15 protein-coding genes are annotated in these 13,442 nt (G+C 43.9%); 7 read left to right on the top strand and 8 right to left on the bottom strand.

The annotated features are described in order from the left end of the window. Positions 1-70: 70 nt before the first annotated feature. Genes NLX82_RS00420 through NLX82_RS00400 form a run of 5 tightly spaced genes read right to left on the bottom strand, consistent with a single transcriptional unit; the run spans position 71 to position 4,356 of the window. The gene (locus NLX82_RS00420) at positions 71-1,468 is read right to left on the bottom strand and encodes a HAMP domain-containing sensor histidine kinase (protein WP_069080638.1); all 1,398 of its coding nucleotides are present in this window, start codon (positions 1,466-1,468) and stop codon (positions 71-73) included. Next, the gene (locus NLX82_RS00415; protein WP_254347396.1) at positions 1,459-2,118 is read right to left on the bottom strand and encodes a response regulator transcription factor; all 660 of its coding nucleotides are present in this window, start codon (positions 2,116-2,118) and stop codon (positions 1,459-1,461) included. Before NLX82_RS00415 ends, NLX82_RS00420 begins: the two co-directional genes overlap by 10 nt. Positions 2,119-2,155: 37 nt before the next feature. Beyond that, positions 2,156-2,914: a lantibiotic immunity ABC transporter MutG family permease subunit gene (locus NLX82_RS00410; RefSeq protein WP_068938791.1), complete on the bottom strand. Its 759-nt coding sequence runs from the start codon at positions 2,912-2,914 to the stop codon at positions 2,156-2,158. Position 2,915: 1 nt separating this feature from the next. After that, the gene (locus tag NLX82_RS00405) at positions 2,916-3,647 is read right to left on the bottom strand and encodes a lantibiotic immunity ABC transporter MutE/EpiE family permease subunit (protein WP_068938793.1); all 732 of its coding nucleotides are present in this window, start codon (positions 3,645-3,647) and stop codon (positions 2,916-2,918) included. 1 nt (position 3,648) lies between these two features. Beyond that, positions 3,649-4,356 (bottom strand): lantibiotic protection ABC transporter ATP-binding protein, encoded by a 708-nt coding sequence (locus NLX82_RS00400; protein WP_068938799.1) that lies wholly within the window; start codon positions 4,354-4,356, stop codon positions 3,649-3,651. 149 nt (positions 4,357-4,505) lie between these two features. Here NLX82_RS00400 and NLX82_RS00395 point away from each other — a divergent pair, with 149 nt between their 5' ends. Then, entirely contained in the window at positions 4,506-5,633 is a 1,128-nt protein-coding gene (locus NLX82_RS00395; RefSeq protein WP_068938801.1) for an NAD(P)/FAD-dependent oxidoreductase, read from the top strand. Positions 5,634-5,787: 154 nt separating this feature from the next. On the opposite strand, the gene NLX82_RS00390 is transcribed toward NLX82_RS00395, so the two are convergent. Beyond that, positions 5,788-6,957 carry an MFS transporter gene (locus NLX82_RS00390; protein ID WP_068938802.1) on the bottom strand — a complete coding sequence of 390 codons (1,170 nt, stop codon included), beginning with the start codon at positions 6,955-6,957 and terminating at the stop codon, positions 5,788-5,790. A gap of 112 nt (positions 6,958-7,069) precedes the next feature. On the opposite strand from NLX82_RS00390, the gene NLX82_RS00385 reads away from it, so the two are divergent. Then, entirely contained in the window at positions 7,070-7,375 is a 306-nt protein-coding gene (locus NLX82_RS00385) for an ArsR/SmtB family transcription factor (RefSeq protein WP_068938804.1), read from the top strand. Positions 7,376-7,482: 107 nt separating this feature from the next. On the opposite strand, the gene NLX82_RS00380 is transcribed toward NLX82_RS00385, so the two are convergent. Continuing rightward, positions 7,483-8,349 carry a MurR/RpiR family transcriptional regulator gene (locus tag NLX82_RS00380; RefSeq protein ID WP_023988835.1) on the bottom strand — a complete coding sequence of 289 codons (867 nt, stop codon included), beginning with the start codon at positions 8,347-8,349 and terminating at the stop codon, positions 7,483-7,485. A 181-nt stretch (positions 8,350-8,530) separates the two neighbouring features. On the opposite strand from NLX82_RS00380, the gene NLX82_RS00375 reads away from it, so the two are divergent. Further along, positions 8,531-9,550 (top strand): Gfo/Idh/MocA family oxidoreductase, encoded by a 1,020-nt coding sequence (locus tag NLX82_RS00375; RefSeq protein ID WP_053325531.1) that lies wholly within the window; start codon positions 8,531-8,533, stop codon positions 9,548-9,550. A gap of 1 nt (position 9,551) precedes the next feature. Beyond that, entirely contained in the window at positions 9,552-10,544 is a 993-nt protein-coding gene (locus NLX82_RS00370) for a Gfo/Idh/MocA family protein (RefSeq protein WP_023988833.1), read from the top strand. 39 nt (positions 10,545-10,583) lie between these two features. Here the strand turns inward: NLX82_RS00370 and NLX82_RS00365 are convergent, their stop codons facing one another. Next, positions 10,584-11,126 carry a TetR/AcrR family transcriptional regulator gene (locus tag NLX82_RS00365; protein ID WP_023988832.1) on the bottom strand — a complete coding sequence of 181 codons (543 nt, stop codon included), beginning with the start codon at positions 11,124-11,126 and terminating at the stop codon, positions 10,584-10,586. A gap of 198 nt (positions 11,127-11,324) precedes the next feature. Between NLX82_RS00365 and NLX82_RS00360 the strand changes: the two genes are divergently transcribed. Genes NLX82_RS00360 through NLX82_RS00350 form a run of 3 tightly spaced genes read left to right on the top strand, consistent with a single transcriptional unit; the run spans position 11,325 to position 13,431 of the window. Further along, positions 11,325-11,654, top strand: coding sequence for a carboxymuconolactone decarboxylase family protein (locus tag NLX82_RS00360; protein ID WP_023988831.1), 330 nt, complete (start codon positions 11,325-11,327; stop codon positions 11,652-11,654). 24 nt (positions 11,655-11,678) lie between these two features. After that, complete coding sequence (locus NLX82_RS00355) at positions 11,679-12,425, top strand: SDR family oxidoreductase (RefSeq protein WP_076295102.1); 747 nt, start codon at positions 11,679-11,681, stop codon at positions 12,423-12,425. Between the two features lie 22 nt (positions 12,426-12,447). Continuing rightward, positions 12,448-13,431: an aldo/keto reductase gene (locus tag NLX82_RS00350; RefSeq protein WP_254347395.1), complete on the top strand. Its 984-nt coding sequence runs from the start codon at positions 12,448-12,450 to the stop codon at positions 13,429-13,431. Positions 13,432-13,442: the final 11 nt, after the last annotated feature.

The raw sequence follows: 13,442 nt of genomic DNA, 5'->3' as shown, positions 1-13,442 counted from the left end.
GAAGAGGCGTATGCCTGATGAAATCGAACTAACCTAGATAGTAGATGATCTTTTTTTAAAAATTTGACGATCATATCGGTAATGACCTGAGTGGAATTTTAATACTTACCTGTCCGCCGCCTGTCTGGGTGGAGTTGGCAATAATCAGCTTTCCGCCATGTAGGTTGACAATGGATTTTGTTATATACAGGCCCATCCCGTAATGCCCGCTTAATCTTCTGGACGAGTCACCCATATAAAACTGCTCGGCGGCCTGTTTGAGACCTTCTGTAGAGAAGCCCGAGCCTTCGTCTAAGATGCTGAACTGAATGCCGTCTTCCACAGATTCTACGATCACCTGGATCTCGCTATACTCAGGTGCCTGATCTACCGCATTAGAAGCAACATTCATAATGGCGCGCTCAAGTAGAACTGGGTCTGCATACAGCGTCTTAGGGAGGTTATATGCAGCGAATGCTACAGATATTTTTTTGACAGCAGCCAAGGCTATTATTTGATCTTTCACTTTCGTTAAATAGAAGTCAGAATCCATCGTTTCCGCCCGCAGGGTGACAAGCGTTTCCGCTTTTGAAATTTCAATAAGAGTCTTAATATACTGCTCCATCTGCCTGGTGCTTTCCGATATATAATCCGTATAGTTCTTTTGCTCTTCGGACTGATCGGTCTCGGACAGCAGCTCTACGTTTCCACGAACGATAGTGAGTGGTGTTTTGACATCGTGTGCCAGGGCGGATATTTGCTCGCGACGTGATCTTTCCAGATTCCACTGTTTGTGAAGCGAAGTCTTTAAAGTTTCTTTCATTTTATCCATGGAATGCAGCACCTGATCGATCTCCATCACGCCACTGAATTCGATTGAGAAGTCCAGATCCTGTGCTTGAATTTGTTTGGTGGCCTGCTGCAACCCACTCATCTTACGTGCCAGCTTTCGTCCGAAGGAGGAAGCCAGCAAGGCACCTCCCCCCAGAAAGGCGATACAGAACACGGCAAAAAAGGACAATTCCGCGTTCGGCAGGTATTGACGCAGGATAGGAAGTTCAAACTGAGCCGAGACAGAATAGCGCATCACAGTAACTTTATCATGATGTGAGACTTTTACATAGTTATAGGGAAATTGATAAGCAGTATCGTTCTGCTGCGTAACACTCCAAGCAGTTTGAGCCTGCTTTTCAGAAAGGTTTCCCTCATTGAGGCGGCCTTCCGAAGTGAATGATGCGTATTTGTACAGTTTCTGCCGAGAATCCGGCTGTAGGGTCTTGCCAGCTTCAATGATTGTCTTGTCCGCCCGCACCTGATTCTCAGCATAGTTCGCGGGGAGAATGGTCCCACAAGACATCAGGACATAGAAGATGAGAACCAGGAACAGAGCGAGCGCAATCGTCCCGATACAGAACATAACTAAATAACCCAGAAAAATGGTTCGTAGTTTGGTTGTCTTGCATGCTTGCTGTACTTTGGTTACTTCCATCGGTACCCGATTCCCCAAACCGTCTCCACTGGCGAAACCTCTACTTTGCCAAGCTTGGCTCGGATATTTTTAATATGCTCCACGATGGTGGCGGAATCGCTGTCCCCATCAAAGCCGAAGACAGCTTCGTAAATCTGCTCTTTAGGGAACACCTGTCCCCAGTTCAGGGCTAGAAACTTACATATCTCATATTCGCTTTTGGTAAACGGGACTACAACATTCTGAACGGTGATTTCCTTGCCGGACAGATTGAAATGAACTTCCCCGATGCAGAATACATTACGCCGTTCACGATTCTCCCGTCTGAGATGGGCGTTGATTCTTGCGCGCAACTCTCCAGCACCAAACGGCTTGACAATATAATCGTCCGCCCCTTCCCCAAGCCCTAACATCACATCGTTCTCCATGGATTTTGCGGTGAGGAACAGGATCGGGCAGTCTATTTTGCTGCGAATTTCCCGACAGAGTGTGAACCCGTCCATGGTAGGCATCATCACGTCAAGCAGGATGAGGTCAAAGGCTCCAAGCTGCATAGTGAGAACCTGTGGGGAGTCGGAGACCACCGTGACAACATGGCCATCTTTCTGCAAAATATTTTGAAGGAGTGCCAAAACGGCGGGTTCATCATCAACGGCCAACAAGTTTGCCATGCTTAATTCACTTCCCTTGCTTTCTTTACTCTAGTCTTTATTCCGACGAATTGTGTCCTTCCCAACGACAAATCCATAATCCTAATAATACCATGATGACTACGGTCCCTACTACGCAATATCTGACTCCCGAATCAAGCCGTATAGCTTCAGGAATAGATACTGCTGAGTTTATACCGTATTGCACCCAGATCGTGATGAACCGGGCAGTCCAAGCAGAGGGGATGAATATCCAATTATGATCACCCAGCCCTGTAAGAAGCAAAGCGGACAATAGACTCTCCATAATGCCTAGACCGATGGAAGCTCCCTTGCCGAACCGCAAACTAATGAAAAAATGCAGAAAATAGAGGAATACACTGGACATAAACAGAATGCAGGCAGCCAACACATAAAACTTCAAGCCATACGGTGACTCTCTCATAAGATATATATAGCCAGCCCCAAAGCCACCGGAGGCAAGCAGCACACTGCCAAATCCCAAGATCAGGAGCAGGCTGAGCTTGCTCAGGAAAGGTAGCAGCTTCACTGGCGAGATCAATAGCTGCTGGAAATTGCCAGCGACTGCCTCCTGCTCAACAGCAATGGAGCAGACAATACCAATCATGGTAGGAAGAACCACGGCCAAGACCTGCAAATAGCCGTCCACCTTTGAAATCGGTGAATACGGAGTAAAGGAATAATAGGCTAGAAAGATTGCTATGCCTAAAAGCGGCACAAACAGCTGCACAAGCAGTAAGGGCTGCCTTCTAAGTTTAAGCACATCGGATTTCAGATAGCGGAAAAAAGAAATCATCTTATTTAGCCTCCCGCTTGCGGAAGGACATCGCCGTCAGTATCGACAGAATTATAAACAGGCAGATTGTGATCACTAGGCCGGGTACAATCACGCCTTTATCCAAAAGCGGATCTCCTGAAGGAACGGCAAGCCCATTAGGTAGCACTTTAATGACGGCGCACATTAATCGGGCTGGAATAGCATAAGGGACCGCCCACCACACAGAGGACGTAGCGAACAAAATGGTGCAGGATACGTTGCCCAGCATATTAATAATTAGAGTGGCAAACATGCCTATTCGGTCCGTCAGGAACAGGCAAAGTGGAACTTGCCACAAAAAGGTGATGAAGAGGATTAGAGTTGCAGCAACGCTTCCTGCTAGTGTCACAGAAGTTGAGAATACGAATCCGCCAAGAGTTATCCCTATAAATAGGACAATAAAGGAAACCATTAAGAGTCTTACGCAAACCCCGATTTTACCGTACCATACCTGAGCCAAATCTACAGCCATGCCGAGGACAGCACGGTATTTCAGCTTCTTGCAATCCTTTTGGATCACTCCTGAGCACATTAAGGTGAGGGCACCTGGCAGCAGCATGAAATACCACCAATTGTAGCTGGCGCTTTGGAGCATACGTCCCCCCATGAGTACGGTACACAGAAGAAGAGTAGCGATGGGGGCAAGCCAGACCAACTTTTTTGTGAAGGTACGCTTTAATTTTAGATGTTCGGCGGCTATATATTGCTGCATCCTACTCATCCCCTTTTCGGTATTCCTGTGCAATCTGCATGAACAACGATTCCAGGCTTTGTCCTGGAGTGACCGCCTCTTGATAAGCTAATACGCCGCCGGCAATGATACCGACATGGTCAACGATTTGTTCGACTTCGGATAAAATATGGCTGGAAAGAATTACGGTAATTCCTTGCTTCGGGAAGGAGCGAATCAACTCGCGTTGCTCCTGAATACCAATGGGGTCTAGTCCGTTGGTTGGCTCATCTAAGATCAATAGCTTGGGATGATTGAGGAGAGCAATGGCAATGCCCAGCCGCTGTTTCATACCCATCGAGAACTGGCCCGAGCGCTTTTTCCCGGTATGGGTCAAATCAACAATGTTCAGCACTTCATCAATCTGCGAATCAGGCAATCCCAGCAACGTTGTACGAACTTTGAGGTTCTCTCTAGCTGTCAAATTTTCATAGAGTGGAGGGGATTCGATCAGTGCGCCGATCTGAGCAAGATCTTTTCGGGACCAGGGTTTTCCTTGAAATAAAATCTCACCGGATGTCGGGCGTAGCATACCGGTTAACATTTTCAAGGTGGTTGATTTTCCAGCCCCATTTGGGCCAAGTAGTCCATAGACGGAATTCTCCTGAATAGACAGTGTGACGTTGTTCACCGCCTGTTGTCGTCCGAAGGTTTTGCAGAGATTTTTAGTCTGTAAAATAATGTTATCCATATCAGTTCATCCTTTTCATTTGTTCTGACAACTACTTTAAAGATCAATTCTAAGAACTTTATAAGGATTTAAAATATTAATTTCAAACTTTATGCATTCATGCACTATTCGCTATAATGGATACAGTGATTTAGGAAAGGGATGTAATCATGAAGAAGGTCATCGTAATCGGATCAGGAATTCTGGGGGCATCGACAGCATACCATCTAGCAAAAATGGGTGCTAATGTCATTATTGTAGATCGTAAAGATAAAGGACAGGCTACTGATGCCGCTGCTGGCATTATCTGTCCCTGGCTATCACAGCGACGCAATCAGGCTTGGTACCAACTAGCCAAAGCGGGAGCGCGTTTTTACCCTGGGTTGATTGAAGAACTCAAAAGCGAGGGAGAAACAGAAACTGGCTATGCTCAAGTGGGGGCTCTCAGTATTCATGATGATTTGGAGAAAATCAAAAAAATGGAGGAGCGGGCACACTTACGACAAGCGGATGCACCGGAAATCGGTGAAATTACCCGGCTAAATGAAAAAGAAACCCATGAACGGTTTCCTTTGTTAGTAGAAGGTTATCATTCTGTTCATATTAGCGGTGCCGCCCGAATAGATGGGCGTGCGCTGCGGGATGCGTTGGTCCGATCAGCACAAAAAAACGGGGCGGTCCTTATACAAGGAAATGCTACGCTTCAATATGAGTCCGACCATGTAACGGGAGTAGTGGTCGGTGCACAAAGCTTCTCGTCTGACAAGGTCATTGTTTGTGCAGGTGCATGGGCAAATCAACTACTGTTGCCTTTGGGCATTCATTTTAAGGTTAGTTATCAAAAAGCACAAATTATGCATTTGCAGGTTTCTAATAGGCAAGACACAGGCACTTGGCCTGTAGTCATACCGCCTTCTGATCAATATCTGCTGGCTTTTGATAAACAGAAGATCGTAATAGGGGCGACTCACGAAAATGAAATCGAAGGTTACGATACGAGAGTAACAGCAGGTGGGATGCAGGAAATTCTGGATAAAGGTTTAGAATTGGCCCCTGATTTAGCAAACAGCACTTTTCAGGAGGTAAGAGTTGGTTTCCGTCCTTTTACACCCGGGTTTCTACCAGTGATCGGAGCTGTTCCAGGCTGGGATGGTCTTATAGCGGCAAATGGGCTTGGAGCATCCGGGTTGACCATGGGCCCCTTTATTGGAAATCAGCTGGCAAAGTTGGCACTTGGAATGAATTTAGATATCGATATCAATGATTATGATATTCGAAAAGCAATAGATGAAAGTTGATTCTTGACCGGAGAAATGAAGTCGCCACAATGGCGGCTTTTTTAGCGATATAAGTTCTTTTTCTCAACTTTAAGTGAACTTATATCGCTAGCTGAAAAGGGCAATTACAGGTTTCCATTTTAAAGATTAGATAACTACCTAACCGTTGAGCAGTTTATAGAGATTGACTCATATTAATGTTCAAAACTCCGCTACGTAAGAACAAGATAAGTGACATACTAAAACAAATCACAGTAAACAGGCTAACGGAAATAAAACCACCAGAGTGTGCATATAGCATTCCCGCTGTGAAAGAGCCAACCGCCGTACCACAATACATAGAAGAATTGGCAAGTGATGAAATTGTTCCTCGTGCTGTAGCAGACAGGGTTTGAAGCAAACTCATCATAAGTGGAAAAATCATTCCAAGGATGAGGAAGATCAGAAAATATGTAATTTCGACATAAGTTACGCTAGGTAAATATGGAAGAAGTAAATAAAGCAGGCCGATGAAGATTATGCCATATTTCAAAGAGTGTCTAGCACCTACTTTATTAACTAGGCTACTACCAAATAAGCTGCTGATCGTATTTCCTAAACCAAGGAACAGAATTACCGTACCAATACTTGCAACATTGAGACTGAATTTATCGGAAAGCCATGTGCCAATAAAAGAGAAAGCAGCAAAATTTCCGAGTTGGAATAGGAGATAGGCAAGAAAAGCGATCTTAGGTGTTGATCCGCGTAGTAATGAACGATATCTACTCCCAATAGAGGAAGCCTTATGCTTCTGTAGAGAAGCAGGTAAGGAGGGCAAGAGAACAGCAGTCAAAATAACGATCAAGAAGGTGCAGCAACCAGTTATAATAAAAGGTGTTTGCCACCCTGTGGTAGCGAGATAGCTGCCGATGGGCACACCCAGCATTTGGGAAACGGCCAATCCTGCGGTAGCAACCCCCATGGCTTTTAATACTTTATGTGGTTGAACCAGCTGAGGAATGGCAGCCCAAACTTGAGGCGACGCGAAAGCGGCGCTAATCCCAGCCAATAAGCGAAAAGCAAACATGGTCCAAAAATCCGTGGCAAAGCCGCAAAGTAAAGTAAAGATACCAAAACCAAGCAAGCCGAACAGTAGTACTTTTTTTCGATTCCATTCATCTGACAATGGTCCTGCAATTAAGGCAAACACAGCATAACCTAAAGCATAGGCCGAAACGATCCAGCCTGATTGCTCGATAGAAATGCCGAAACTTTCACGAAGAATAGGTAAAAGAGGCGATACAATGAACGTATCTGTGCCGATGAAAAACATGATAAAGAAAAACAAGGTGATAATTTTATTCAAAACTAATTCCTCCATTTGTTCTATTGTTCGATAATTTTCGAACAATAGAAATATAACATTGCAATATGTTATAATGCAACTATAATTCTTTATTCAGGTAGGTGAACGGATCTTGAGAACACTGTATCATCCTAGCGTTAATGAAATTACTCTATCTACAGTTTTATATGCCCTGAGTGACCCGATTCGGCTTAATATCATCAAGATTTTGGACGAAAAGGGGGAGCAATCCTGTAGCTCGATAGATATTTCGGCCCCAAAGTCAACCTTGTCCCATCACTTTAAGGCTCTTCGGGAATCAGGAGTCATCCATACAAGAATAGAGGGTACCCAACGCTTTATTTCAATCCGGTACGACGATGTGAATTTACGATTTCCGGGATTGCTAGCGGCTGTACTGATGGGCTTGAAGCAATAAAATAAAGGTCTAGTTAGCATGATGCTGACTAGACCTTTATAGACGGAGGTAACGATAGAAAATCATAAGTTTCCGCTTATTTTGTAGTTAGAGGAAGAACAATTACTCTATACGTCATTCATCATGTCATTGAGATGCGAATTTTTTAACGATTGTGTTGTGGTTTGCATGTTTTTCAAGTAGTCGATTTTATAGATACAGGAATAGATCACATTTAATACATAGTCAAAGGCAATCTGCGATGAAAATGTACCAATCTTGGCATGTTTTACTTCGTCATTAGGCACCTGGATACAGATATTACTGAGTTTGGCCAATTCGCTTTGATTGGTTGCTGTAATTGTGATAAAAGGGATATTTTCATGTGCGAAATGCCGTGCTGCTTTTAAAAAAATCGGCGACTTTCCGTGGTAAGTTAAAAAAACAGCGCAATCCTGTGTCGTAAGATTAGCCGTATGGTAAGCCCACTCAGACAGCTCCGTGGCTATAAACACATACTTGTTTATTTTTACCAATTTATTTTGGAAACTTTTCGCACGGATTTGTGAATCACCTAACGCATATATAAAGATTCTTTTCGCTTGATCCAGCAGTAGGGCTGTTTGCGACAATAAATCATCATCCATGAATGTAAAGTTTTTTTCAATCGTTTCTTTCATTAATTCTGCAATTTCTTTCGCTACTTGAAGTGGGGATTCATCAAAACCGAAAGGATAGTTGGGGTCTACATTGGAAATGTTCTGGGTATTCTGCTGAAATTCCCGAGCAAGTTTGATTATGAACTCCTTGAAACCAGATAGCCCAAGTTTATGTGTTAATCGATTAATCGCGGAATGCGAAGTATATGTTGCCTTTGCAAGCTCCTGAATATTTAAGTGCAGGATACTTTCCTTATGAAGCAAAATATAGGATGCAATGCTTTTTTCGTTTGGTGTAAAGTTTTGCATTTCGGATAATTGCATCAGTATTTTCAACAGGTTCACTCCGGTTCAATTGAAATAACGTTTGATAAAGGATATAAAATAAACATTTTGTTTAAAAACAACCCGCCATGTTGACAAATAATCGGTTGAATGTACCATTTTGGCGGCAAATCCTTTACGATCAACATTCTTCTTCTATAATAAATGAAAAAGAGCCTAAGGGGGAAATAATATGCTTACCATCGGTTATATTGGAAATGGGAAAAGCACGAACCGTTATCATCTTCCTTTTTCATTGAACAGAGCTGATTTGAAAGTGAAGACGATATACGCACGTAATCCAGATAAAGGGGAGTGGAAAAAAATCCCTGACGTGCGGTATACAGATAATATTGAATCTCTAATGAACGATAAGGAGATTCAGTTGATTGTTATCTGTACACCTGTAGAATCCCACTACGACTATGCGAAAATGGCGCTTGACCACGGGAAAAATGTACTTGTTGAGAAACCTTTTACGTTAACCAAAGAAGAAGCCATGTCGATCTTCCAATATGCTAAAGAGAAAAATCTGGTTGTACAATGCTATCAGAATAGACGTTACGACTCGGATTTCCTCACTACCCAGAAGATTATTGAATCAGGAAAACTTGGAGATTTGCTGGAAGTGGAGATGCATTACGATTATTATCGCCCTGAGATCCCGAACTCCACTTCTCATTTTTCCAAGTATAACAGTTACCTATACGGACATGGCGTTCATACCATTGACCAGGTTCTTTCCTATTTTGGGAAGCCGGACACAATTCGTTACGATGTTCGTCAATTGCTGGGTTCTGGGAGAATGAATGATTACTTTGATCTGGATTTTTATTATCCCTCGCTCAAGGTATCCATCAAATCCAGCTTTTTTCGCTTAAAAGAGCGGCCGAGTTTTGTTGTATACGGCAAAAAAGGCGTTTTTATAAAGCAAACGAAGGATCGTCAGGAGGAGCATCTGAAATTATACTATCTGCCTAAGGGACACGCCGATTTCGGCATCGACCTGCCCGAGCATTACGGCATCTTAACATATTTGGATGATAAAGGCGAGTATCATGAAGAAAAAGTCGTTTCTGAAAAGGGAGACTATGCCCGAGTGTATGACGATATTTATCAGTCGATCGTATTTGGTAAAGAAAAAGTGATTAAAGACGAAGAAACGATAATTTGTATGGAAATACTTGAAAAAGGTATAGAGGAGTGCAACTAAAATGAAGTTGGGAATTGTCGGAGCAGGGATGATCGTAGGGGATCTATTGAGCTTTATTCAGGAAATCCCGACCATTTTATTAAAGGGCATTTGTTCTAGACCTAGCCACCAGGAGAAATTACTGGATTTGAAAAATAAATATGGAATATCTCAGATTTATTCGGATTACAGCGAGATGCTGATGAACCGTGATGTGGATACAGTTTATATCGGGTTGCCTAATCATCTTCATTATTCATATGCCAAAGAAGCATTATTGAGTGGTAAACATGTCATTTGTGAGAAGCCGTTTACTTCCAATTTGCAAGAATTTCTAGAGCTAAAAGAAATTGCTCAGCAAAGAAAACTGGTATTGGTGGAAGCCATAACGAATCAATATTTGAAAAATTATTTGTCAATGAAGGAGTATCTACCTAAACTTGGTGAGATCAAAATAGTTGAATGCAACTATTCTCAATACTCATCTCGATATGAAGCTTTCAAAGCGGGAATAATCCAGCCTGCGTTTAATCCGGAAATGTCTGGTGGAGCCTTGATGGATATTAATTTATATAATATTCATTTTGTTGTTGGATTCTTCGGTAGCCCAAAGAAAGTGGAGTATTGGGCGAACATGGAGCGTGGAATTGATACTTCAGGTATGCTGCTGCTTGATTACGGTGATTTCAAGTGTGTCTGCATAGGTTCAAAAGATAGTACGGCCCCCAATGCCGTGAACATTCAAGGCAATAAGGGCTATTTACACATGGCAAGTTCTGCTAATATATGCGACTGCTTTGATTACACTGCGAATAAGGAAACGCCAATTCGTGTGGATCTAAAAGATCATTCGCATCGAATGTATGACGAATTCGTTGAGTTTGATCGTATCATCGAAGAAAAAGATTTTGGAAAAGTCTCGAATATGCTTGAACATAGCGAGAAGGTCATGAATGTCATTGAGAAAGCCAAGCAGTCCGCCAATCTTGTATTTGGCCCTGATAAACCATTTTGAGAGTAGCAGACATATGTCTGCTACTCTTTTTTATCAGATTCACAATTTCCGGTCCAACAGCATGCCTATTTGCTCTGCCATCTCGACAGGAGGGAGAGGTTTATCATTCAAAAACCACCACTCCATAATCCCTACCACAGCGGACGCTGCATAACGGACAACCACTTCTTCGTTTAGTCCCCGATTTCTTGCTTCATTCATGTCGACCTCTTCCCGAAGTTCATCGATCATAAATTCAAGAAACTGAGTGCGGAAGTAAGGGGCGCCTTTGCTCACCAGCATCGTGGAGAAAAATAAATAGTTAGCCTCAAAATATTCAAACCAAACAATTTCGGCCTCTGTAAAGCTCAAATGAGCCGATTCAATACATAATCTTCGAAGTTCATTGATGTGTGCGGCGATCAGCTTATCCAGCAAATCATATTTGTCCACGTAATGAAGATAGATGGTTCCCCGGCTTACATTTGCTTTGTCGGATAGATCCTGAATCGTAATATGGTCGAAACTCTTTTCGGCCATCAACTCCGTTAATGCTTTTTTCAAGGCTTCCTGTGTTTTGAGTATTCTCCTGTCCACTTTCACTGTGTTCAACCCCTAAACTTCTAAATGATAATTGACTGTTTTAACTTATATGTCTATTAATGAACAAATCAAGCGTATTTAACAATTGCAAGCATTCTGTATCAGCTTATAATAATAGACACAAGTTCAATAATGTATCTTTTTCAATTATAGATGCATTTATATGAAGGATCAATGCAAAGAAAGAGGAGATATCACATGTCAGATACTCAAAAACTTACGGCTGCACAGCGAACGATTGGGGACTTCTCACCAAAGATCGTCGAGCTGACCGACAAGGTGCTTTTTGGGGACGTTTGGGAACGCAAAGAGCTGGCCCCACGCGACCGCAGCCTCATTACCGTAGCAAGCTTGATCACCGGAGGGAATTCCGAACAACTGGGCTTTCATTTGGGTAAAGCCAAAGACAACGGCCTGACGGAAGAGGAACTGATCGAAGTCATTACCCATCTTGCCTTTTATGCGGGCTGGCCGAAGGCGATGTCCGCTATTACAGTGGCCAAAGAACTATTCGCAAAAGAAAACTAAGTCTCGAAAGGATGTTCATTCTCTATGTCCAATATTCAAGATAAAGTCGTTATTATTACAGGTGCTTCCAGCGGAATCGGAGAGGCAACGGCCAAAGAACTGGCATCTAAAGGTGCGAAGCTTGTGCTGGCGGCTCGCCGTGAAGACCGTTTACAAAAGCTGCAAGAAGAAGTTGAACAAAGCGGGGGTACAGCCATCTACAAAGTAACCGATGTGACATCGCATGAACAAGTGGAGGAGTTGGCTTCGTATGCACTTCAAGAGTTTGGGAAAATCGACGTACTTATCAATAATGCCGGAGTCATGCCGCAATCGTTTCTCTTTAAGAAGAAAATTAATGAATGGGATATGATGATTGATATTAATATCAAGGGCCTTTTGTACGGGATTGCTGCTGTTCTGCCTGCGATGCGGGAACAGAAATCTGGCCATATCATTAATCTGTCTTCTATTGCCGGACATAATGTCTACCCCGGCGGCACTGTATATTGCGCGACCAAACATGCCGTAAGGGCGATTACGGAAGGTTTACGTCAAGAAGAGGCGCTCAGTGGTACCCAGATTCGTACAACGAATATCTCTCCAGGAGCTGTCAGCACTGAATTGACGGAGGGAATCACGGATGCAGAGTTAAAACAAGCCTACGATGAGTTATATCAAGGAGCGATTAAAGCGGAAAGTATCGCACGTGCGATTGCTTTTGCGATTGAAGAGCCCGGAGACGTTGCGATCAATGAAATGATTATTCGCCCAACCACACAACAGGCGTAAGTCAACAGCAGGAGGAATGACGATGAATTATCGTACAGTAGGAAAAACAGGAATCAAGGTTTCAAATTTATGTTTTGGCACGATGTCCTTCGGCGGAAATGCCGATGAAGAAACATCCAAAAAAATGTTCAACCGCTCCCGCGAAGCTGGCATTAACTTTTTCGATACAGCAAACGTGTACAGCCAGGGTCGCTCCGAAGAAATTCTAGGCGAGTGCATCGAGGACTGTCGGAATGAGATTGTACTGAGCACCAAAGTTTTCTATCCGATGGGACAGGACGTGAATGCTAGGGGGCTTTCCCGTCGTCATGTCATGCTTGAAGTGGAAAACAGTCTGCGACGCCTGAAGACGGACCGCATCGACTTCTACTTCGTGCATATGTTCGACGAAAATACGCCAATGGAGGAGACGCTTCGTGCACTCGACGATCTTCAAGCGCAGGGCAAAATCCTTTACCCAGCGGTGAGCAACTGGTCGGCCTGGCAGATTGCCAAAGCGGTCGGCATCTCTGCCAGGGAGGAGCTGGCACGCTTTGAATTGATCCAGCCGATGTACAACCTGGTCAAACGTCAGGCTGAGGTAGAAATCCTGCCTCTTGCCGCTTCCGAGCAGATTGGGGTCATTTCGTACAGCCCTCTGGGAGCCGGGATTCTTACGGGCAAATACGGAACGAACAAACGACCGGAGCAAGGACGGCTGGTCGAAGAGCAGCGGTATACGGACCGCTATGCGGATGAAATGAATTTTGCCGTCGCCGACCGCTTTACTGCACATGCAGCAGAACGAGGCGTGAAGCCCTCGACGCTTGCGGTAGCCTGGGCGATGTCCAATCCTATGATCACGGCGCCAATTATTGGCGCAAGAAACCTCGCGCAGCTGGGAGACTCACTGGGCGCTGTCGATGTAGAGATGACTCCAGAGTGGCGCGATGAGATTTCCAGACTTTCGGTGACTCCCGCGCCTTCTACAGACCGGGGCGAGACGCTACTGCCGAACTGGGCTTGAAGACCGAAGAC

The organism is Paenibacillus sp. A3M_27_13, assembly GCF_024213315.1.
Lineage (GTDB): Bacteria > Bacillota > Bacilli > Paenibacillales > Paenibacillaceae > Paenibacillus > Paenibacillus polymyxa_B.
The sequence above is the reverse complement of the archived record's forward strand: the minus strand, read 5'-3'. Positions and strand labels throughout refer to the sequence as shown.

Excerpts from the sequence above, each read along its gene's own strand:
- NLX82_RS00405 (WP_068938793.1), bottom strand. The coding sequence starts at position 3,647 with ATGCAGCAATATATAGCCGCCGAACATCTAAAATTAAAGCGTACCTTC.
- NLX82_RS00370 (WP_023988833.1), top strand. The coding sequence starts at position 9,552 with ATGAAGTTGGGAATTGTCGGAGCAGGGATGATCGTAGGGGATCTATTG.
- NLX82_RS00410 (WP_068938791.1), bottom strand. The coding sequence starts at position 2,914 with ATGATTTCTTTTTTCCGCTATCTGAAATCCGATGTGCTTAAACTTAGA.
- NLX82_RS00395 (WP_068938801.1), top strand. The coding sequence starts at position 4,506 with ATGAAGAAGGTCATCGTAATCGGATCAGGAATTCTGGGGGCATCGACA.
- NLX82_RS00415 (WP_254347396.1), bottom strand. The coding sequence starts at position 2,118 with ATGGCAAACTTGTTGGCCGTTGATGATGAACCCGCCGTTTTGGCACTC.
- NLX82_RS00355 (WP_076295102.1), top strand. The coding sequence starts at position 11,679 with ATGTCCAATATTCAAGATAAAGTCGTTATTATTACAGGTGCTTCCAGC.
- NLX82_RS00400 (WP_068938799.1), bottom strand. The coding sequence starts at position 4,356 with ATGGATAACATTATTTTACAGACTAAAAATCTCTGCAAAACCTTCGGA.
- NLX82_RS00350 (WP_254347395.1), top strand. The coding sequence starts at position 12,448 with ATGAATTATCGTACAGTAGGAAAAACAGGAATCAAGGTTTCAAATTTA.
- NLX82_RS00360 (WP_023988831.1), top strand. The coding sequence starts at position 11,325 with ATGTCAGATACTCAAAAACTTACGGCTGCACAGCGAACGATTGGGGAC.
- NLX82_RS00375 (WP_053325531.1), top strand. The coding sequence starts at position 8,531 with ATGCTTACCATCGGTTATATTGGAAATGGGAAAAGCACGAACCGTTAT.
- NLX82_RS00420 (WP_069080638.1), bottom strand. The coding sequence starts at position 1,468 with ATGGAAGTAACCAAAGTACAGCAAGCATGCAAGACAACCAAACTACGA.